The following is a 24,330-nucleotide window of genomic DNA, read 5'->3' on the forward strand; positions in this document are numbered from 1 at the left end:
AATTTCTTTACACTAACACCTAAAAAACTATATTTCAATTAAAAATTAGCTCTTTTTTCCAGTTTATGGAATAGAATACTGTGTTCATGTAGTTTAGAATTATAAGGTTGTCTTTAAATGTAGTTTAGCATTAAATTAAAAATCAACAAAATGAAAACATCAATCTTAACAGTTTTATTCGCTTTTAGCATCAGTATTATTTTTGCACAGGAAACAATTATTAAAGGGCAAGTAACAGCTAACATCAACGAGGCTTTAGGCTTTACAGCTGTATCTTGTTATAATTCTGAAACCAACGAAATCATTAGTTATGACTATGCAGATATTGATGGGAATTACACAATGACTATTAAAGAAGTGAATGTTAGTTTTATTATTAAAGCCGAATTATTAGGCTATAAAAATTATACTTCTAAAACTCTAACAACAACAAAAAACATAATTAATCATGATATAGTTTTAGAGGAAGATGCCGCTGAATTGGAAGAAGTTGTTCTTTTTCAGAAAAAAAGAATGATGCGAATGACAGGAGATAAAATGATAATAGATGTAGCTCAATCTGGTATTGGCGTTGGTAATGATGGTTTACAAACTTTAAGCAAATTACCTGGTATGCGTTTAGACAAGGATGAAAATGTTGTGTTTAGAGGTAATGCCAATCTTCAAATAATGATAGATGGAAAACCATCGCAAATTTCTGGAGACGATTTAATACAGTTTTTAAAAACTTTGGATGGTGAAAACATAAAATCTGTTGAAATTATTGCAAATCCTTCTGCAAAATATAGTGCATCTGGTACTGCAGGCATAGTTAATATAAGATTAAAGAAATCTCTAAATTCTGGTTTAACAGGAAATTTAAGAACGTCTGTAGGCTATGCAGAGTTTATTAAAAACAGAAACGGAATCAACCTATACAACAATACCCAAAAATGGAATCTTAATTTTGGATTAAATTACGGTTATAACGAAAGTGTAAACCATAGAAGAATTATTCAAACCATTCAGGAGCCAGAACAAACAACAGTTTTAGAGCAATTTAACGATTGGTTACCTGTTACCAATAGTTATTCTGGAAATTTTGGTATATCTAATAAATTAAACGAAAATAGCAGTATTGGAAGCTCTTTACGCTATAGTATTTATAAAAGTGATGCAGAAACATTAGGTAGAACAAACGAGTATTATAATAATATTTACGAGCGTTACACCATATTAAATACAACAGACAATGTTAATAATAAAACGTTAACTAGTAATGCGTTTTACACGTTTGCTTCAGACAGTTTAGACACAAAAATAGATGCACAAATTAACTATGCTAACTATAAAAATAATAGCGATAGATTAACTTCTAATGCCTATTTCGATGCGGACACAAACTCAATGTATCAAGAAGAAGAAGTTGTTAAAAACGAAAACCCAACGATGTACAATATTTTAAGCGCCAAGTTTGATTTAGAACAAAATATAAGTGATAAAATAAATATTGAAACAGGAATGAGGTATAGTTACGTAAATAACGACTACGACATTGTTTTAAAAAATAAAAATACAACTGGAGATTTTGAGTTAGACACAGACAGTAGTAACCGTTTAATATATAAAGAGTCTATTTTGGCAGGATATGGTATTGCTAATTTTATTATCGAAAAGTGGAATTTTCAAACAGGTTTGCGTGCTGAATATATAGACTACAATGCGACATCTAAAACAACAAACACCACAAATAAAGATAATTACTTGTCACTTTTTCCTTCTTTTAGTATTAACGGAAACTTTAATGATAACCAATTTAAATTCTCTTATAGTCGTCGTATTCAAAGACCAAGATACTTGTACTTAAATCCTTTTTTTGAATACATTGACACTTATAATGTAGAAGTAGGAAATCCAGATTTAACACCAGAATTTACTAACGCTTTCGAGTTAACGTGGATTCGTAAATACAAAACTTCTTTATCGCTTTATGCTAATTTTTCTAAAGATGAAATGTATCAAATTGTAGATTATGACGAAGCTACCCAAATAACAACCTTATTTTACGATAATATTGGTAAATCGAGGAGCATAGGATTATCGTTCAATACTACACTTGATGTAACAAAATGGTGGGAAATGCAATTAAATACAGAAGTGTCTTACGGTCAGGCAGAATCTAACATAGAAGACTATAAATTTAATGATAGTGGGATTAATTACTACGGAAATTTAAATCAGTCATTTAGTTTTGAAAACGACCTAAGTCTTACATGGAGTACCTTTTATTCTAAAAACGGAAGTTATGGTAATACAACATACAAGCCCTCTTACGATATGTCTTTTGGTATGCGAAAAGAACTGTTTAATAAAAAGCTACGTGTTAACTTAAGTGCACAAAACGTATTAAAAAAGAGCCAATGGAGACAGATAACAACCCAAGATAATGTAACTACTAATTGGAGAAACCGTTGGGAAACAAGACGATTTAATTTATCCTTAACTTACAATTTTGGATCTGGAAAAAAGAAGGAAGTTAAATCTACAGATTTAAGTAAGGAGCAAAGAAGATTATAATTTTTAATAGAGTTGGTTAAGCACTTTAATATTAATGTACCAGTTTTTGTAGTAACTCTAAGTCTAAAAGTCGTCTCATGTTCCTGCTTACCAATGGTTTCTCCAAGTACAGCACCTCAGATAATTTTTATTGTGCAACCATACCTTTAGCAGTAAAAATAAAATGCTTAACAGGCTATTAGTAATACCAAAGGGAGCAATATATTCTCTAAAAATTGAAGAGATAATTCTATTTACTTGCATAATACGATTACAAAAACAATTTTGTGGATTACACGACTCTAAAAGACAGGACTTTTGTTTTATTTATTAAAGATAGCGACAATAGTTGTGTGTACAACTATTCTTTTTTAAGGAAGGCATGTAAACGGTAAATTATTAAAATAACGATAGGTAGTATTATAACGGTGTAAGTATAATACCAGAAGTATACAGAGGCTATTGTGCTACCAACAAAAGTATCCCTTATGCCAAAATTGAACGCCCAATTTCCAGCTAATCCATAACTAACAAATCCCCAAATTGCATTAAAAAAAACCATTAGCTTAACAATAAAACTATAAGTTTTTCTTTTTTGCTCTTAGGGCTATATAGCTTGTTAAAGCCAGTATAAATTAGCATTGGTAATGCAATCAAGCTTAACCAAGTAATTAAGGAGCCGTAGGCAAATATAGTAGTATTGAAAACCGGCTTAGATAATATATTTGAGCCCGAAATTAATAAACTAATACTTGTTAATAATATTATTAAAGAAAGATAAAACAAAAATTTTCTAATCGTCATTAAGTTACGTTTATTTAGAACAATCTTGTTTTTTTATCCATTCTATTGCTTCAGGATACAACAGGTTCAATTGTTTTTTTGGATTGTTTTTGTACCAATCTAATACAAAATCGTTAAAGGCTTCGAATTTAATAAAACCTCTTCCGTTTTGCATAAAATCTGCTTCAGCTTTATTCCTTTTTTCAAAAATGTTTGCATCAAAGTTATCATATAGATAAAGAGAGAAAATAGCCCAAGTCATGTACTCATTAAATGTAGCATATGGCACGCCATAACCTTGAGCACCACTATTCCAACAGTCTAATGGTGTCATGATATTATTAATTTCAGGAAAGGTATCTGTAGTTGGGTTTACATAATTATGGTCAATTTCTGTAAATACAATACGTGTTAAAATGGCTTCTTTTTCTTTGTCTGAATAATCTTTTGAAAACGTTGGGGCATTAATAAACATGACTGTTTCTTTATAGTCTTCGTTGCTAAATCGCTGTGTTGAATGAGCGCCACCAACTAAAGGAGAGAAGAAAATTTTATAGCCTTCGTAACGTTGCGGGAATTTATTTTCTATCCATTCCCACATTTTATTAATATTTGCCAAGCGGTAATATTCTTTAATTAACCCATTATGATATTTTTTATGTTCTTTATAGAATTCTCTATAGTTAGTTTTTTCGGCAAAATCATTTACAAGGGGTAATAACGGTTCTAAATAATTATCTGGATCGAAGCCTAAACGATTATAAGGGCTGTTATTTACAACTTTATTCTCTTGATCAAAGCTGTACATATTAGCATTCATACGAATATTATAATAATACATATAACTGTCATTATCGAAAACTTTTGTTATGTGATTGTTAAGGCTGTCTATAACAGGATGATTTCTGTAAGGTTTAAAATGCCTCATAACATCTTTGTAGTACTTAGTTTTCATTTCCACCATGTTAGAATCTAATTCGCCAATTTTGGTTAAAGCTACCATAATGTTTACCATTTCATGAACTTCTGGGTTATCCACAGTGTATTTACCTTTGTTTTTTGCAATGTATTTTTTGGTAAACGAAGCTGCTTTTGGCCTTGCTTGTATTTGTGTGTAGGCGGAATCTTTTTCGTTAAGAACAACAATAAAATTGTAGATATCGTTTAGTTTAACATTAAAGGTTATGGAATCTTGATCGGTAATAAATGTAGCTTTTGTGGTATCATTTTCTGAAACTTCTATTGTCCAGACATCTGGGTTAAGATCAGGAGAAATAGTCCAGCTGTTTTCTCTATAAATATTTCCTTCACGCAAACTAGCCATATTGATAGAGGCTTTAATAATAGATACCTCTTGCTTTTTTGTTGTTTCTTTTTCCTGTTTGCAGGATAAAAAAGTAATAATGAATATTAAAAGTAGAAAAACTTTTGGTTTCATAATGGCGGTTTTTCGTTGATTATTATAATGACGAAAAAAAACCTGATTTGTTACAGTTGTCTTATTAAATGTAATATGTGTTTTATAGAATTAATTAACTGATAGTAACCATTCTATTGCAGTATGTAGTGTTTTATCTTCTTCTGAATCCTCAGTAACCATTACTTCAGGTTGCAAGTTTTTAGGGTATTTTTTATTATTTCTATCCAAAACATATCCTGTTGCTAAATAAACTACATCACCATTAGGTAATTTAAAATCACCATTAACGGTTGTATATCCCGCAGATGTTTGTCCAAAAGATTTTACGTTTTATTGTGATATTCAATCTGAACGCAGGGATTTCTAGTGTTTAAAATCATAGCTATTAATTTAAGCTGTATTGCGTTATTAAAATTTGGAATTTTTTTTATAAAACCATACTTACAATTATAATTGGTGAAGAAACTAAACAAGGCGTAAGGCAGAGTAATTACAGTATGGAGCATAAAAAATTAAGATAACACCTTTTAATTCCCTTCTACAACCTATACAGGAAAAGACACTTTTTTGAAAAGAAAATTGCACCAAAAGTTTAGAATTAAGAAGTAATTAATCTAAAATGTTGGTCTATTTAATATTAGCCTCGCACCAACTCTTATAGGCTTCTTCAAGATTTTTAACTATCTCTGGATGGTCGTGAGACACATCGTATCGCTCACCAGGATCGGTCTCGATATCAAACAGTTTTAAAGTTAAATCATCGCGTATTGGCGCAATATATTGTGCAGAAGGTTCGCTTTTCCAATGGTTTTCTTTAGCATTGGTTAACTTCCATTTTCCTTGACGCACTGCCCAGGTTTTTTGCCATTTCCAAACTAATAAGCGTTCTGCCTCAGGTGTAAATAAATCTATACCATCAATATCTTTATCTGTAATTGTAGCTCCACCAATTTTGGCAAGCGTAGGCAAAATATCTGTTGCAGAGACATAGCGTGTTTCTATCTTTCCAGCATCAATTTTATCTTTCCAGCTAATAGCCATTGGTACCCTAATGCCTCCTTCCCAAAGTGAATATTTTCCACCAGTTAATGGTGTGTTGTTTGCTCCAGTAAGTGGAGAGCCGCCATTATCTGAAATAAAAACAATAACCGTGTTTTCATCCAGATTATTATCCTTTAAAGCATCTAAAACACGTCCAATATTATCGTCTAAACAATTTAAATTGGCTAAGTAGTATTTTCTTAAATCTTCATGCTGGATGGCGCCAACTCTTGAATACTTGTCGTAATAAGCAGAATAAGTTCCTGGTTTGTGTTTCCCAAAAGCAACCAAACTATCTGGATCGTAATTAGGAATTTCTTTTACATTGTATTTATCTAAATATTTTTTTGGTACTTCATGAATTAAATGGTGCACTGCGCTATATGATAATGTTAAAAAGAAAGGCTGGTCTCTTTTTCGTTTTATATACTCAATAGATTCGTCTGTAAAAATATCTGTTAAATACCCTTCTTCGTAACTTTTTTCACCCATATTATGCATTAAAGGTCCTAATAAAGCACTCGTGCCATAAGGATCTGGCGTTCTGTCTTTAATGCTTTGCGAGTTTAACCAATAGTCGTGTGCATGAGCTGAGAAACCTAAAAACTCATCGTATCCATGGTTTAACGGGTATTCTCTAACGTCGTTTTTATGGAAATTGCGGCCCAAATCGTTTTTTCCTATTCTGGCTGTATGGTAGCCTGCTTCTTTTAAATACTCGGCTATTGTTTTTACATCGTCTGGTAATCCTGGTCCCCAACTTGCAGGTTTATCCCAACGAAACTGGTTTTTTCCAGTAATAATTCCAGCACGCGACGGACTACAAACTGGAGCGGTAACATAGGCCTGTGTAAACACAGTTCCAGCAGCACCCAATCTTGAAATATTTGGTGTTGCTACTGTTTTATCGTGTGCTTCAAAGGGAGAAAAATCTGCATAACCTTGATCATCTACGACTATTAATAGAATATTGGGCTGTTGAATAGCTTCACTGGTATCGTCCTTTTTTTTAGCAGATTCGCATGAAAAAAATGCGACTATTAATAAAACTACTATGAATTGTTTCATAAAAAAAATCTTTAATTAATTTGCAATGGTAACTTTAATGTCTTTTTCCTCAAGTTTCTTTCTTACAGAATTAGAAATACCACTATCTGTTATTATTTCGTGTATTTGAGATAAATCGCATATTCTGGCAAAGCTTTTCTTTCCAAATTTTGAAGAATCTGCCAAGATTATAATTTTTTCTGCAGCCTTAAGCATTTTCTTATTTAGCTCAGCTTCTTCGAGACTGGAAGTAGATAGTCCATACTCTAAATCAATGCCATCTACTCCAAGAAATAATTTACTACAGGAAATGTTTTCAAGGATGTACTTTGCATAATTGCCAATAACAGATCCGGAACTGTGTCTTATATAACCACCAAGCTGAAGAATATTTATATTCTTATCATGAATGAGCTGTAAGACTACATATAAAGATGAGGTAATTACTGTAAGCTTATTGTTGGCCTTTATAAATTTTGAAAGTGCTTGTACGGTTGTGCCAGAGGCAATCATTATAGAATCGTTTTCCACTATTAGCGTGGCAGCTTTTTGTGCAATCCCACGTTTTTCGGCAACAGAAATTTTTTCTTTATCTACAATCGCTTTTTCATTAATATAAGGATTGTCAAAAGATGCTCCACCATGCGTTCTATACAATAATCCTTTTTTCTCTAAAAGTTTTAGATCCTTTCTAATGGTCACTGCAGAAACATCTAAAATCTCGCATAATTCTAAAACTTCTAAGTGCTTGTCCTTAGCTAATCTATCTAATATATCTTGATGTCTTTTCATATAATTAAAACAAATATAAGAAAACGAAAGAAAACGAAGGTTAAATCGACAATAATTATTAAAAAATGTTTCGTTTTCTTTCATTTAACTTAAATTATTATATATTTGAAACAAAATGTAATTAAACTAAAACAATTTGTTTAAAAGAGAAACCTTAACAGATAAAGTGAAAACAACCCAAAATTGGGATGTGATTATTGTAGGAGGTGGCGCAACTGGTTTGGGCATCGCATTAGATTGTACGACTAGAGGTTACAAAACTTTATTACTAGAGCAAGTAGATTTTGCCAAAGGCACATCGAGCAGAAGTACTAAGTTAGTGCATGGTGGTGTAAGATATTTAGCGCAAGGTAACGTAGATTTAGTTCGTGAAGCCTTACATGAGAGAGGGTTGATGATGAAAAATGCTTCACATTTAGTAAGCAATCAATCATTTATTATTCCTAATTATAAGTGGTGGGATAAAATTTTTTATACAGTTGGTTTAAAAGTTTACGATTTTCTCTCAGGAAAGTTAAGCTTTGGGAAATCTAAAGGTATTGGTAAAAAAGAAGCTATCCAGCGATTATCTACCATTAAAACAGAAAAATTAAAAGGAGGTGTTGTTTATCATGATGGGCAGTTTGATGATTCCAGACTCGCGTTAAACATTGCACAAAGTGCGATAGAAAATGGAGCTACGCTTTTAAATTACTGTAAAGTAAAAAAGTTATTAAAAGATGATAAGGGTCTTGTAAATGGCGTAGTTGCCATAGACCAAGAAACTGAAAAAGAATATAGCCTAAATGCTAAAGTTGTAATAAATGCTACAGGGGTTTTTACAGATGAGGTGTTGAAAATGGATAATAACAATGCTAAAAACAGTATCAGGCCAAGTCAAGGTATCCATTTGGTTTTCGACAAGTCTTTTTTGCCAGGTAATGATGCGATTATGATTCCTAAAACCGATGATGGTCGCGTATTGTTTCTTGTGCCATGGCATGATAAAGTTGTGGTAGGTACCACCGATACGTTATTAGATAGCCATAGTTTAGAACCCAAACCATTAGATAGAGAGGTCGATTTTATAATCGAGACAGCTAATAGATATTTAAACAAGACAGCTACTAAGGATAATGTACTAAGTATTTTCGCAGGTTTACGCCCTTTAGCAGCGCCAAAGGACAAATCTGAAAAAACAAAAGAAATATCCCGAAGCCATAAAATTATAGTATCAGACTCAGAATTAATTACTATTACTGGTGGTAAGTGGACAACCTATAGAAAAATGGCTCAGGATACAGTAAATAAAATTATAGAATTAAATAAATTACCAAAAGCAAAATGTGTTACGGAAAATTTATTAATTCATGGTGCCAATGGTACTGTAGATAGGTCTAATCATCTTTACATTTATGGGACAGATAAAAAAGGCATTGAGCAAATTACGAAAGAAAATCCTAAATTGTCTGAGCGCTTACATACTCGATTACCTTACACAAAAGCTGAGGTATTATGGGCTGTTAGAAACGAAATGGCTAGAACCATAGAAGATGTTCTGGCAAGAAGAGTGCGTGTGTTGTTTTTAGACGCAAAAGCAGCGATAGAAATAGCACCTATGGTGGGAGAAATATTAAGGGAAGAATTAAACCAAACAGATGAATGGCGACAGGAACAAATTTCAAAATTTATTCAAATAGCCAATCAATACGTTTTAAAATAGTATAATTATGGGAAAATATATCTTAGCCTTAGATCAAGGTACTACAAGCTCAAGAGCTATTGTTTTCGATAAAAAAGGAAATGTTATATCAATGGCTCAAAAAGAATTTACCCAACATTTCCCAAAATCGGGTTGGGTGGAGCACGACCCAATCGAAATTTGGTCCACTCAGGCAGGTGTCGCTGCAGAAGCGATTGCAAAAAAAGGATTAAGTGCCGAAGACATAACAGCTATAGGTATAACAAACCAAAGGGAAACCGTCGTGGTTTGGGATAAAAACACAGGAAAACCCGTATACAATGCTATTGTTTGGCAAGATAAGCGTACCTCAGACTATTGCGACCAACTTAAGAAAGATGGTAAAAGCGATAGTGTTAGACAAAAAACAGGTTTGGTTATAGACTCTTATTTTTCAGGCACAAAAGTAAAATGGATATTAGATAATGTTGAAGGTGCAAGAAAAAAAGCAGAAGCTGGAGATTTAATCTTAGGGACTATAGACACCTGGCTAATATGGAATTTTACTAAAGGAGAACAACATGTTACAGATGTAACAAATGCTTCCCGAACGCTAATGTTTAATATCAACACAATGGCATGGGATGATGAGTTGCTAAACATGCTTACCATTCCAAAAAACATGTTGCCAGAAGTTAAACAATCCAGCGAAGTTTATGGTTATACAAAATCATCTTTTTACGATGCTAAAATTCCTATTGCAGGAATTGCAGGAGACCAGCAGGCAGCTTTATTCGGGCAAATGTGTACAAAGCCAGGTATGGTAAAAAACACCTACGGAACTGGTTGTTTTATGTTAATGAATATAGGAGAGAAGCCTATTGTTTCAAAAAATAACTTGCTAACCACTGTTGCCTGGAAAATAAACGGAAAAACAACTTATGCACTGGAAGGAAGTATTTTTATTGCTGGAGCAGTGGTACAATGGTTAAGAGATAGTTTAAAAATAATCAGAAAATCTTCAGATGTGGAAGCATTGGCATCTTCTGTAGATAGTACAGATGGTGTGTATTTTGTTCCGGCATTTGCTGGTTTAGGCGCGCCACATTGGAACCAGCAAGCCAAAGGCACTATTTTTGGTTTAACACGAGGGAGTACAGATGCTCATATTTCCAGAGCAGCTTTAGAGTCTATTGCCTATCAAACTATGGATGTTCTAAAAGCCATGGAAGCAGATTCTGGGATTGCTATAAAAGAATTACGTGTAGATGGAGGAGCTACCATTAACAAAATGTTAATGCAGTTTCAGGCAGATGTTTTAAATACAGTTACTGTGCGACCAAAAGTAGTGGAAACAACAGCAATGGGAGCTGCTTTTCTAGCAGGATTAGCAGTAGGTTATTGGGATAATGCTGAAGAAATTCAACAAATATGGCAAACAGATGTAACTTTTAATCCAACCAATGAAAGAGAACAAACAGAAAGTGACATTGAAGGCTGGTACAAGGCTATTGAGGCTTTAGAGTATTGGACAAAAATTAATTTAAAATAGGTAAAAAATGACACCATTTATAGCAGAAATAATAGGAACGGCATTATTAATCTTACTAGGTGGAGGAGTAGTTGCAAACGTTGTATTAAATAAAACTATTGGCAATAATAGTGGCTGGATTGTAATTACTACCGGTTGGGCTTTAGCTGTATATGTTGCTGTGGTCGTTGTTGGTCCATACAGTGGAGCGCATATTAATCCTGCAGTGACTGTGGCTTTGGCAGTTGCCGGAAGTTTTCCATGGGCAGATGTGCCTATGTATGTGTTAGCACAAATGCTTGGCGCAATGCTTGGGTCTACATTAGTGTGGGTAACCTATAAATCCCATTTCGAAGTTACCGAAGATGGAGATACAAAAAAGGCTGTATTTTGTACAGCGCCAGCAATTAGAAATACTCTCTCAAACTTCTTTAGTGAAGCCATTGGTACTTTTGTATTGCTTTTTACCATTCTTTATTTTACAGATGCTAGTATTAACGATACCGAAACCGTAGTAGGTTTGGGTTCTCTTGGCGCATTACCAGTAGCTTTGTTAGTATGGTCTATTGGCTTGTCTTTGGGTGGTACTACAGGATATGCAATTAACCCTGCACGAGATTTAGGGCCAAGAATAATGCATGCAATTTTACCTATTAAAAATAAAGCTTCAAGCGATTGGAGTTACTCTTGGATTCCTGTTTTGGGTCCTTTAGCAGGTGGCGCTTTGGCTGCGTCACTTATGCTTTTGCTTTCGTAGGAAGTATTGGTTTGCCGCATCAATTCGTTATGCATTATCATTTTGTTTGTTCATTTTCTAAAACTATCTTTACATAACAAATGAAAGGCATTTTAAACACTTTATTTTTATTTTCACTCTTATTACTTCAATCTCAAGAGTTACCGCCAATTGAAAAGTTTTCGGCAGTAGATTACGGTGGCGATAACCAAAACTGGATGATTTCTCAAGCCAGTAATAACTTCGTTTATATAGCAAACAACAGAGGGTTGTTGGAGTATAACGGCTCTTTTTGGAATACGTATGTGTCACCAAATAATTCGGTAATGCGTGCTGTTAAAGTTATAGACGATAAAATTTATACTGGCTGTTATGAAGAATTTGGTTATTGGGAGAAAAACAATGTGGGAACATTAGAATACACGTCGTTAATTCCAAAATTAAAAGCTGAAAATTTAGTTGATGATCAAATCTGGAACATATTGGACTATAACGAATGGATACTGTTTCAATCTGGTCATAGCCTGTATTTTTACAATAAAGTTAATCAGGATTTTAAAATTATCACGTCTAAAAACATTATATACAAAGTTTTTTTGGTTGAGAACCACATATATTATCATGTTGCTAACGAAGGCATTTATAAAATAAAAGATGGCGAATCTAAATTGGTAAATAATAATGAAATCATTCTCAACGACCGTGTTATCAGTATTTTTAAACACAACAACCAACTTTTGTTATTAACCAGAAGCTCTGGGTTTTATTACCTGCATGATACTAGCTTAAAAGTATGGGAAGTTTCAAGCAATAAAACATTAAAGGAGTTTAATGTATTTAATAGCATTCAGCTTGACGATAACGGTTTTATTGCAGGAACTATTTCTAATGGCATGATTAAAATCAATGCTCTTGGAGAGGTGGAATACATTATAAATCAGAAAAAAGGCCTGAGTAATAATACCGTTTTATCACTTTTTGAAGACATAGACAGGAATGTCTGGGTAGGATTGGACAATGGATTAAACTGCATTAATGTAACATCGCCAGTTAAGACATTTATAGACTACGAAGGTGTTTTAGGAACAGTGTATGCAACCATTACATTTAAAAATAATTTGTATGTAGGGTCTAATCAAGGACTATTTTACAAAGCACTCAATGACAAAAATGAAGCGTTTAAATTTGTAGAAGGTACTGCAGGTCAAGTTTGGAGTTTATTTAATGACAACGATACAAACCTGTTTTGCGGGCATCATCTAGGTACTTTTTTAATAGAAGAAAGTTCAGCAAAAAAAATAAGTTCGGTTTTAGGTGCATGGAATTTTAAAGAAATTGAAAATCACAAAAACTTATTGCTTCAGGGAAACTACAGCGGACTTTACGTGTTAGAATATATAAATGGAGTTTGGCGTTTACGGAATAAAATTAATGGGTTTAATAATTCGGCACGGTATTTTGAGATTAACAGTAATAATCAAATATTTGTTAATCATGAATATAAGGGTTTGTATAGCATGAAGGTAGATACCGCTTTTACTCAGGTAAGTGCTGTAAAAAAACATACTGAACTTGCTATAAGTAAAAATTCAAGCTTGATAAGCAATCAAAAAGCTATTATCTATTCAGCTAAAGAAGGTATTTTTAAGTATAATGATAGAAAAAAACTGTTTATAAAAGATACACTAAAGTCAGACTTAATTTTAACCAATGATTATACTTCGGGAAAAATTGAGTTGGACAAGACTGGAAAACTCTGGTTGTTTTCACAAAATAACATTAGTTATATTACTAATAACGATCTTACTAATACACCCGAAGTTACACATATTCCAATACCTTCTAATTTAAGAAGAAGCGTTATAGGCTTCGAAAATATTCAATATGTCGAGGACGAGACCTATATTTTAGGCACTACCAATGGTTATCTGTCTTTGGATTTATCTAAAACGAAAACTAGTAATGATTACAAAATTTACCTTAACGGAATTACTCTTAAAACTTTAGATGCGCAAGCAAAACAACTTCCGTTAGATAGTGAAGGCGTGTTAGAGCATAAGCAAGGTATAATTACTTTCAATTATTCGGTACCAGAATACGATAAGTATCTGGATGTAAAATATCAATATCGCTTAAACGGTTTTATGGATAGATGGAGTAACTGGACGCGAAATACCAGTGCGCAATTCGAAAATCTTTCTTTTGGTGATTATACCTTTCAGGTTCGTGCGAAAATAGGAAATAAATTATCACAAAATGAGAGTGACTACAACTTTACTATAAACAGGCCTTGGTACATTTCCAATACGGCCATTTTTATATACCTGTTAGTGTTAGTAGTAATTGGATTTTTAATACATAAAGCTTACAAGTTTTATTACGTGAGAATTTTAAGACATGAACAAATAAAGAATGAAAAGGCAATCATGGAAATTCAAAATGAAAAATTAAATCAAGACATAGAAGGCAAAAATCGGGAATTAGCTATTTCTACAATGAGTATTATAAAAAAGAACGAGTTATTAAATAAAATAAAGAAGGAGTTAAAAAGCAGCAACAAAAAAGAAGATTTAGGAAGCGCTATAGAATTAATAGACAACAACTTAAATAATAATAAAGACTGGACGTTTTTTAAACAAGCCTTCAATAATGCAGATAAAGATTTTTTAGATAAAATAAAAGCGAAGCATCCAGATTTAACACCTAATGATTTAAAATTCTGTGCTTATCTTCGGTTAAACCTGTCGTCTAAAGAAATTGCTCCATTACTCAATATCTCTACAAAAAGTGTTGAAACAAAAAGATATCGTTTACGAAAACGCTTGAATTTAACACACGAAGAAAGCTTAGTTAATTATATCTTAAAATTTTAAAACCTCTACATGTGCTTTTTTCGCCTTGACATTACCACTACAAGCCATATTTATAATGTGTTTTTAGGCTAATTCTGTTAATTTTAACATAAAATCGAAAGACAGCAAGCATGGTGCCTTACAACCATAAACTTGCAGTAAAAGAACTCTAATTTTATGATGTTCGATTTTTATCGTGGTATAAATTATCAATCTATCAATATTATGGGCTTAAATTTACGAAAGCTTAATATTTAGTTAAACTTTAATAATGAGTAAAAGAATAAATTCAATCTCTAAAATTTAACATAACTCAACAACCAATGAAATTTAAATTACGACAATCAAGAATTAAAACGCTGTTCGGCTTTTTATTACTATGTAGTTCAATCTCTGTTTGGGCTCAAACAACTGTAAATGGAACCATTAGTTCTTCCGCAGATGGTATGCCGCTTATAGGCGCTTCGGTTATAGAAAAAGGAACAACAAATGGAACATCAACAGACTTCGATGGTAATTTCGAACTAAACCTTAATAACCCAGCAAGTACGCTTGTTATCTCTTATTTGGGATATAAAACAAAAGAAGTAAACGCCACACCTAATATGACAATTACTTTAGACGAAGATGCTAACACTTTAGATGAGGTAGTTGTGGTTGGTTACGGTACGCAAAGAAAAAGCGATTTAGTAAATGCAGTAGCCACTACTAATTTAGAACAAGCTACGTTAACACCAACGTCAGACGTTAACGAAATGCTTAGAGGTAGAATAGCTGGTTTACAAGTAGATGTAGGAGGTGGAACTTTAAGACCTGGTGGAACATCGGATATTATTTTTAGAGGACAAGGATCTATAGAAGGTAATATAAGTGCCATTTATGTAGTAGATGGTATTATTAGAGATGGAGGGATTGCAGATATAGATTCAGACGATATAGAGTCTATAGAATTCCTTAAAGATGCATCTGCGCAGGCTATTTATGGTTCGAGAGGTGCAAACGGTGTCGTTTTAATTACAACTAAAAGAGGTAAAAACAAAAAAATGCAGGTTAGTTACCATGGCTTCTTGACGACCAAGTCTATAGAAAGAAATTTCGACGTTTATAGTGGTCAGGAATTTGCTCAATTAAGACGTGAGGCTGTGAGAGCAACTAATGCAGATGATGAGTACCCAAATGATGAAGACATATTTTCAGAACAAGAATTAGAGTCGATTGCCAATAACGAATTTGTTGATTGGGAAGACGAATTGGTAAGAACAGGCATAGTTAATAGCCAAGCCATTAGTATTAGTGGAGGAACAGATGCGACTAAAGTTTTTGGTAGTTTAAATTATTTTCAGGAAGATGGATTAATACCTACTTCTAAATACGTTAGAAAGACTTTACGTTTAAATGTAGATCAAAAAATTAGTGATAAATTCTCTGTAAATTTCGATTTAAATTTTTTAAATACCGATACAGACAGAGCTGCAAACGTTAACGTTATTACGTTCTCTCCTTTAGGAAGAGCTTACGATGAGAACGGAAATCTTACACAGTTTCCAACCGGAGAAGAATCTTCTCCTGTAAATCCAATATTTAATTTACGTGAACAAAATCATGAAATTAAAGGAAACGATTTTGTAGTAAATGTTACACCAATCTGGCAAATAACAGATAATTTACAATACCAATTAAAAGGTAACTTTACCAGAAGAAACTCTGAGCGAGGACAATACCAATCTTCATTAAGCTCTGCTGGTGATGATGTTAATGGTATTGCTCGAATAGAGAACCGTTTAACAGAGAGTTATTTAATTGAAAACATTTTAACTTACGACAAAGCTTTTAACGACGATCATAAATTAAACGTCACCTTAGTTCAGGGATTACAAGAAGATACAAATTCAAGAACATTTACAGAAGGTCAAGGTTTTGCAATAGAGGATAATGGTTTTAATGGTATAGAAAGCGCTATCGATCAAGTTACCGTAGAGCGCGATTCAGATAAAATAAATTATTTATCCTATATGGCAAGATTGCGTTATAATCTTATGGATAAGTATTTGTTTATATTAACTGGTAGAGCAGATGGCGCTTCATTAAATGCAGAAAATAATAAATGGAGTTATAACCCAGCTGCGTCTTTTGCGTGGAAAATAAATAATGAAAGCTTTTTAGAAGATGTGGAGTCCATTAGAGAATTAAAATTAAGATTAAGTTATGGTTCTCTGGTAAACGATTTGGGTATACCTTACACATCATTATTTACTGCAGATCCACAACCATATATTTTTGATGGTGAATCTGCATCAGGATTTGCACCTTCAAATATTTTACCAAATTTAGATCTTAAATTTGAAAGAATTACAACAGCTAACGTAGGTTTAGATTTTTCAGTATTCAATAGAATTTTAACAGGAAGTGTAAACTGGTACGATGCGCGTACAAAAGATTTATTATTAAGAAGAGCTGTACCTTCTATTACAGGTTATACTTTTACTTATTTTAATGCAGGAGAATTACAAAACACAGGTGTAGAAGTAAATCTTACCGCAAATATTATAAACAAACCAGACTTAAAATGGTCTGTTTCTACCAATTGGTCTAACAATAGAAATGAAATTTTAGAGCTTTATAACGATGGTGATGGAAACCCAGTTTTAGAAGATGATACTTATAACTATTTTGTGGGTCAACCTGTTGGCGCAATTAGACAATACCAATTCGATGGTATTTGGCAAGCAGGAGAGGATTTTGCAAATGCACCACAGGCAAATCCAGACTCCTCATTTCCGCAACCAGATTTAAGACCTGGAGATATTAGAGTTGCCGATGTAAATGGAGATGGCATTATTACACCAGACGATCGTGTATTTACAGACCCAAATCCAGATTGGTTTGGATCTTTCTCAACCAACTTAGAATACAAAGGTTTCGATTTATTTGTAGATTTTTATGTAGTTGAAGGAGCCACAAAGGTGAATCCATTTCTTTCAGACTTTAATAACGGAGGTACTTTATCTGGTAAGTTAAACGGTGTTAAGGTAGATTATTACACACCAGAAAACCCATCGACAACATTTCCTCGACCTAATTTCGATGCTACACCGTTGTATTTAAATTCTTTAGCAGTTAAAGATGCTTCTTATGTAAGATTAAGAACAGTAAGTTTAGGATACTCACTTTCTAACGAGATAGTGTCTCAAATTGGTTTAGACCAAATAAGATTTTATCTTACAGGTTCAAATTTATTTACAGATACAGATTATATTGGGTATAGCCCAGAAGTAAACATTAGAAGTACATTCTCTAATGCAGATACAGGCTACCCAGACGCAACAAGTTATACCTTTGGGGTGCGATTAAAATTTTAATAAAAAAAAAAGAAAATTATGAAAACAACACTTTTTTACAAAAATGCAAGATATAGTTTGTTGTTAGTATTAACACTACTATTTACAATGTCTTCATGCGAGGAATACCTTGATGAAAACCCAAGCACAGAGTACAATGCGGATTTTGTCTATACAACCGAAGCTGGTTTAAAATCTGGCGTAGTAAGTTTATATAAATTCGAAAGAGACCGTTACGATGCAGGAACCGAAGATTATATGGGAGCCGTTTTAATGTCTTCTAGAAGTGATTTAGCATTTAGCAGAACTGGATATACTGGTTTAATGGGAAGATACCAAAGAGGCATTTCTCCAGACGACCAAGGTACTGCGTTCGTTTCTTCTCTATTCTGGAAACACTATTACAACATTGCAAATCAGGCAACAGCCATTATTAATGCTGCTGAAGAAATTGATGACATTAATGAAGATTCAAGAAAGCAAATTATAGCAGAAGCTCGTTTCTTTAGAGCACATGCGTATTTTTACTTATACAGAATGTTTAACAATATTTACGTTACTACAGAAACAATTACCGTAGATAATGCTTTCGATGTTATAAACGATAAATCTTCTGAAGAAGAAATTTTTAGCATTATAAATAACGATTTAGCCTATGCCGTGGAAAACTTAGGCTGGACAGGCGCATTTGGGCGTATTACTAAAGGTACAGCTAAGCACGTTAAAGCTAAAGTAGCCATGTGGCAAGGTGACTGGGTAGAAGCAAAGAACCAAGCTTTAGATGTAATAGAAGGTCCAGATAGCCCACATAGTCTTGTAGGCTCTACTGCCGAAGTTTTTGCAGGAGATAGAAATACTCCAGAATCATTATTCGTTATTCAATCTCAAGACGATTTGCTTGGTGGTGGTGGCACAACCATGATGAATGCTAATTACGTTACGCAATATTTTCAAATTAGTGGTATTGAAGCAAATATAGAACAAGGCGGTAGAGGGTTCTCTAGAATATTACCTAATTTATATTTATTAAATCTTTTAGTCGAAGATCCAAATGATGACAGAGATGATGACACCTATTTCAGGTTAAAATACTATTATACTTCAGGTCAAAACATAGGTCAGGAAATTGATATTTATCAGCCAGTAACAGACCCTAATAATCCTCCGAGTACCTACCAGAGTTATTATCAGAGATTACATCCATCATGCATTAAGTTTGCTCAAGAAGATGATAACCCAGAGTCTTACCTAAACAGAAGTAATATTTTAGTATACCGTTTAGCCGAAACTTATTTAATAGCTGCTGAGGCAATAATGAATTCAACAGGAGATCCATTACCATACGTTAATGCTATTAGAACAAGAGCCAATGCTGCGCCAATAACCGTAGTAGACCAGCAGGCTATCTTAGATGAACGTGCCAGAGAATTGGCTTTCGAAGGGCAACGCTGGTTCACCCTAAAAAGAATGGGACAGGATGTTATTAATTTTCAAATAACAAACTATGCAGGCGATGGCGAATTTTTCCCAGCTAATTTAGGTGTTAAAGATCCAAGAACAAATTGGATGCCACATTATATAAACTGGCCAATTGCACAAAGAGATTTAGATGTCTTAGGTGCTGGTTACCCTCAAAATGATGGTTACTAACAGAAAAAAATATAAGAATTAAAAAATCCTGATTAATAGCAGCTATGCACATACCTGCTCTGGTACTATTTTAGCTTAAAGTCCAACTATGCGTTTTATTTTTATTGTATTAGTCTTTATATTATTAAATTCTTGCGACTCATCAACAGCTAAACAGAGTATTGTCTTTGCAGATAATTATGTCATAGCACATCGTGGTGCATGGAAATCTAATCGACTTCCAGAAAACTCTATTGCTTCCCTTAAACAAGCAATAGAGTTAAAGTGCACTGGATCGGAATTCGATGTTCGCATGACGGCAGATAATGTGCTTATTGTGGCTCACGATGCAGAATATAATAATCTCTTAGTAGAAGAATCCACTTATGGTGAGTTAGCTAAAAAAAAGCTTTCTAATGGAGAAATGCTACCAACGCTAAAAGCATATATTCTTGCAGGTATGCAAGATAATAGTACTACAGGATTAGTTTGCGAAATAAAACCTTCTAAAATTGAAGGCAGAAATATTGATATTGCAAATAAAGTAATTGCCTTGGTAAAAGAATTAAAGGCAGAAAATTACATTTCTCATTATATAAGTTTTAGTTACGAAACACTTAAACGTATCGAGGCCCTCAATCCTGATGCAAAAACGCTTTATCTCGATGGTTCTAAATCGCCAAAAGCACTTAAAGCGGATGGTATAGATGGCTTAGATTATTTAGTTTATAAACTTAAAAACAAACCTAAATGGATTGCAGAGGCTAAAGAGCTTAACCTAATTCTTAATGCGTGGACCGCAAATAAAACGGAAGATATAGATTGGTTAATTGCTAACAATTTCGATTACATAACCACAGACGAACCAGAATTGGTTTTCGAAAGAGCTAAAGTAAGTCCAACCAACAATAATTATGAATTAGTTTGGAGCGACGAATTTAATTATACAGGGAAACCCGACTCGACAAAATGGGCAAACAATTATGGTTTATTAAGTAATCGCGAAGAACAATACTTTACAGATAGTCTTAAAAATGTAAGAGTAGAAAACGGATTGTTAATACTCGAAGCACACAAAGAGAAAATTGCTAATGTCGATTATCAAAATGAAGCATTAAAGAAGAAAAGCTGGTTAAAATACATTACAGAGATTGATACAGCACAATACACCTCGGCAAGAATTAATACCGCAGAATTAGCCACTTGGAAATATGGCTACATAGAAGTAAGGGCAAAATTACCTAAAGGTGTTGGCATGTGGCCAGCAATCTGGATGCTTGGCGAAAACCGTAAAGAGGTAGGCTGGCCAGAATCTGGAGAAATAGACATAATGGAGTACGTTGGGTTTAGTCCAGATTCCATATTTGGTACCATTCACACCAAAGCCTATAACCATACAATTGGTACAGAAAGAGGTAAAAAAATCCATATTGAAAAACCAAACGATCAATTTAATGTCTTTGCTTTAGAGTGGACACCAGAGAAAATGGACTTCCTCTTAAATGGTGAGGTATATAACCATATTGAAAATGAACATAAAACCACTGCAGAGTGGCCATTCGATCAAAAATTTTACCTTATATTAAATGTTTCGGTTGGTGGTATGTTAGGCGGGCAAAAAGGGATTGACGATAGTGTCTTTCCGCAAAAAATGGAAGTTGATTACGTAAGGGTTTTTCAGCAAAAAAAATAAAAATATGAAACGGGTAATAATTTTATTATTGGGTTTAACCTTTGCTATTGTTGCATGCAACAAAAAAAAGGAAGCAAAAGACGAAAACCCAAATGAAAAAGAAATTAAGAATATTGCCCAAACAACGGATAAAGACCTTAGCGTTATGACCTATAATATTCGTTTAGATGTAGCATCAGACGGAGAAAATGCATGGTCAAACAGAAAAGAATTTTTAAGTAATCAAGTACTATTTTTAGAACCAGATGTATTAGGCGTTCAGGAAGCGCGACCTAACCAAATGAACGATTTAAATAACGCATTAAAAGGTTATAAATCGATTGGTATTGGTAGAGATGGTGGAGATAAAGGCGAATATTCTGCATTATTTTACAACGCAAAAAAATTAAAGGTAGAGCATGATTCTACCTTTTGGTTGTCTGCAACACCCAACAAAATATCTAAAGGTTGGGATGCTGCTTATCCACGTATATGCACCTATGGCCTGTTCACACTGTTAGATAGTAAAGAAAAGGTTTGGATATTTAATACGCACCTTGATCATGTTGGTACGCAAGCCCAAAAAGAAAGTATGAAACTTATTTTAAGTACAATACAGGATGTAAATACCAAAAATTTTCCTGTTTTAATTATGGGTGATTTTAATGTAGAACCAGACAGCGAAGTTATTGCCTCAACAAAAGCAACCATGTTAGATACCAAAGAGACTGCAGCACTTACTTTTGGTTCTAATGGGACGTTTAATGGGTTTAATTATCATGAGCCTGTGACACGACGCATAGATTACATTCTGCTATCAAAAGCATCGCCTATTAAAGTTAAAAAATACGCAGTCCTGTCAAGTGCTATCGATTTTAAATTTCCATCAGATCATTTTCCTGTTTACGTGGAATTAATGATACAATAATTTATTTTTTATGAAATTACCTCAACTATTGTATGCAAAGCGAGTCCTTTCGTGCCTCTTTCTTTTCTGTATTCTTTCAATTGATGCACAACAAAATCCCAAAAACTATTCTATAGAACTAAAAAACAGTGAAACAGAACGCAAAGTAGATTCGGTTTTAGCATTAATGAAAATTAATGAAAAAATAGGGCAATTAGTACAATACAGTGGAGGTTGGGATGCTACAGGACCTACGTCTTCGCAAGGCGATCAGCATAAACTCGATAAGTTAAAAAAAGGAGAAGTGGGCTCGATGTTAAATGTCACCTCTGTAGCGTCAATTAGAGAAACGCAACGTATTGTAATGGAGCATTCGCGATTAAAAATACCTTTAATTTTTGCTTACGATGTTATCCATGGTTACAAAACAATTTTTCCTATTCCTTTAGGTGAGAGTGCCAGTTGGGATTTAGATATTATAGAGCAATCTGCAGCAATAGCTGCCAAAGAATCTGCAGCATCTGGGTTAAACTGGACATTTGCACCTATGTTAGATGTGTCTCGCGATGCTCGATGGGGAAGAGTAATGGAAGGCGCAGGAGAAGATCCCTATTTGGCTTCTAAAATTGGTGTGGCACGCATTAAAGGGTTTCAGGGAGAAGATTTAGCAAACATTTATACCATCGCAGCTTGTGCCAAGCACTTTGCTGGTTATGGTTTTGCCGAGGCAGGTAGAGACTATAACACAATTACAGTGGGCGAATTTGAATTACACAATACCATCTTACCACCTTTTAAAGCAGCTGCAGAGGCTGGAGTGGCTACATTTATGAATTCTTTTAACGACATCGATGGCATACCTGCCACAGGACATAAAGCATTACAACGAGACCTTTTAAAAGGGAAATGGAACTGGGATGGTTTTGTGGTTTCAGATTGGGGAAGTATTGGAGAAATGATTGCTCATGGCTATGCCGAAGATAAAAAACACGCCGCACAAATAGCATTGAATGCTGGTAGCGACATGGATATGGAGTCTTATGCTTACGAAGCTTCATTAGAAGCATTACTAAAAGAAAATAAAGTTAACATTGAGGATATCGATGATGCGGTTAAGCGTGTATTAAGAATAAAATTTCAATTAGGCTTATTTGATGACCCATACAGATATTGCGATGATGAACGTGAGCGAACAGAGGTCCTATCCGAAGGAAATTTAAAAGTTGCACGCGATGTGGCAAAAAAATCGATAGTACTACTTAAAAATGAAAATAATATTCTACCACTTTCCAAAAAAGCAAAAAGTATTGCGGTCATTGGACCATTAGCAGACGATAAAAATTCTCCGTTAGGTAATTGGAGAGGAAAAGGTGAATATAATTCGGCCGTATCTTTATTAGAAGGTGTAAAAGCATTAGCAGATAAAAATATGACTATTTATTATGAAAAAGGAGTGGATTTAACAATCCCAACACTTGAACCTGGAAAAAACCAATTTTTACATCCATTAAAATTTAATTCTAAAGATGCTTCTGGCATTAAAGGCGCCGTAGAAGCAGCGAAAAAGGCAGATGTTGTATTGTTAGCTATTGGAGAAGATGCTTACCAGACTGGAGAAGGCAGAAGCCAGACCGATATTGGTTTTTTTGGTTTGCAAAACCAATTGTTAAACGAAATTTTAAAGGTAAATAAAAACGTGGTTATTGTTTTAATGAACGGAAGACCAATGGATTTAAGCCATATATCTAAAGTCGTACCAGCCATTTTAGAATGTTGGCATTTAGGCACAGAGTCTGGAAATGCCATCGCAGAAGTTGTTTTTGGAGATTACAATCCATCTGGTAAATTGCCTGCGTCTTTTCCACATCACGTTGGGCAGGAACCTCTGTACTATAACCAAAAAAACACGGGAAGACCATACAGCGAAAAACATGTTACGTACTCAGGTTACCAAGATGCTCCTAAAACGGCACTATATCCTTTTGGTTTTGGTTTAAGCTATACAACCTTTACCTATGGTGCTTTAAAACTGGATAAAACCGAAATGAAAAGTAATGGTGAAATAAAAGCTTCAATTAGCATTACAAATTCGGGTGTAAGAGATGGAGAAGAGGTGGTACAGTTATACATAAGAGATTTAGTAGCAAGTATAGTGAGACCTGTAAAAGAACTTAAAGGCTTTAAAAAAATTAAGTTGAAGGCAGGAGAAACAAAAACGGTTACTTTTACCATCGATGCCAGTACACTTCAGTTTTATTCAGCTAATAAAAGATGGGAAGTAGAACCAGGCGATTTTAACCTTTGGGTTGGTGGAGACTCTACTACCAAATTAAAAGAAACTATTAAAGTTGTAGAGTAATTTCAACTTTACATAAACAGACAAAACT

At 33.8% G+C, this 24,330-nt stretch carries 13 protein-coding genes; 10 read left to right on the forward strand and 3 right to left on the reverse strand.

All coding sequences use genetic code 11. The features are described 5' to 3' along the window. Positions 1-150 precede the first annotated feature (150 nt). Complete coding sequence (locus ACVC43_RS13215; RefSeq protein WP_452225009.1) at positions 151-2,556, forward strand: TonB-dependent receptor domain-containing protein; 2,406 nt, start codon at positions 151-153, stop codon at positions 2,554-2,556. Between the two features lie 793 nt (positions 2,557-3,349). Here the strand turns inward: ACVC43_RS13215 and ACVC43_RS13220 are convergent. The 3 genes from ACVC43_RS13220 to ACVC43_RS13230 form a co-directional block, all read right to left on the reverse strand. Then, complete coding sequence (locus ACVC43_RS13220) at positions 3,350-4,756, reverse strand: DUF4932 domain-containing protein (RefSeq protein ID WP_452225010.1); 1,407 nt, start codon at positions 4,754-4,756, stop codon at positions 3,350-3,352. 609 nt (positions 4,757-5,365) lie between these two features. Continuing rightward, the gene (locus tag ACVC43_RS13225) at positions 5,366-6,847 is read right to left on the reverse strand and encodes a sulfatase family protein (protein WP_452225011.1); all 1,482 of its coding nucleotides are present in this window, start codon (positions 6,845-6,847) and stop codon (positions 5,366-5,368) included. 15 nt (positions 6,848-6,862) lie between these two features. After that, positions 6,863-7,618, reverse strand: a complete 756-nt coding sequence (locus ACVC43_RS13230; protein ID WP_452225012.1) for a DeoR/GlpR family DNA-binding transcription regulator — start codon at positions 7,616-7,618, stop codon at positions 6,863-6,865. 136 nt (positions 7,619-7,754) lie between these two features. Here ACVC43_RS13230 and ACVC43_RS13235 point away from each other — a divergent pair, with 136 nt between their 5' ends. From ACVC43_RS13235 to bglX, 9 genes are all read left to right on the forward strand, one after another. Continuing rightward, positions 7,755-9,320 carry a glycerol-3-phosphate dehydrogenase/oxidase gene (locus tag ACVC43_RS13235; protein WP_452225013.1) on the forward strand — a complete coding sequence of 522 codons (1,566 nt, stop codon included), beginning with the start codon at positions 7,755-7,757 and terminating at the stop codon, positions 9,318-9,320. 7 nt (positions 9,321-9,327) lie between these two features. Beyond that, positions 9,328-10,830, forward strand: coding sequence for a glycerol kinase GlpK (gene glpK, locus ACVC43_RS13240; RefSeq protein WP_452225014.1), 1,503 nt, complete (start codon positions 9,328-9,330; stop codon positions 10,828-10,830). A gap of 7 nt (positions 10,831-10,837) precedes the next feature. Further along, on the forward strand, positions 10,838-11,566 hold the full coding sequence (locus tag ACVC43_RS13245) for an MIP/aquaporin family protein (RefSeq protein WP_452225015.1): 729 nt from the start codon (positions 10,838-10,840) through the stop codon (positions 11,564-11,566). A gap of 80 nt (positions 11,567-11,646) precedes the next feature. Beyond that, positions 11,647-14,418, forward strand: coding sequence for a triple tyrosine motif-containing protein (locus ACVC43_RS13250; RefSeq protein WP_452225016.1), 2,772 nt, complete (start codon positions 11,647-11,649; stop codon positions 14,416-14,418). Positions 14,419-14,720: 302 nt separating this feature from the next. Then, entirely contained in the window at positions 14,721-17,756 is a 3,036-nt protein-coding gene (locus tag ACVC43_RS13255) for a SusC/RagA family TonB-linked outer membrane protein (RefSeq protein ID WP_452225017.1), read from the forward strand. 18 nt (positions 17,757-17,774) lie between these two features. Continuing rightward, the gene (locus ACVC43_RS13260; protein WP_452225018.1) at positions 17,775-19,385 is read left to right on the forward strand and encodes a RagB/SusD family nutrient uptake outer membrane protein; all 1,611 of its coding nucleotides are present in this window, start codon (positions 17,775-17,777) and stop codon (positions 19,383-19,385) included. An 88-nt stretch (positions 19,386-19,473) separates the two neighbouring features. Beyond that, a complete protein-coding gene (locus ACVC43_RS13265) occupies positions 19,474-21,057 on the forward strand; it encodes a family 16 glycosylhydrolase (protein ID WP_452225019.1) in 1,584 nt (527 codons plus the stop codon). Between the two features lie 4 nt (positions 21,058-21,061). Further along, positions 21,062-21,964, forward strand: coding sequence for an endonuclease/exonuclease/phosphatase family protein (locus ACVC43_RS13270; RefSeq protein ID WP_452225020.1), 903 nt, complete (start codon positions 21,062-21,064; stop codon positions 21,962-21,964). Positions 21,965-21,974: 10 nt separating this feature from the next. After that, entirely contained in the window at positions 21,975-24,302 is a 2,328-nt protein-coding gene (bglX, locus tag ACVC43_RS13275) for a beta-glucosidase BglX (RefSeq protein WP_452225021.1), read from the forward strand. Positions 24,303-24,330: the final 28 nt, after the last annotated feature.

It is taken from the genome of Lacinutrix chionoecetis (genome assembly GCF_053604665.1).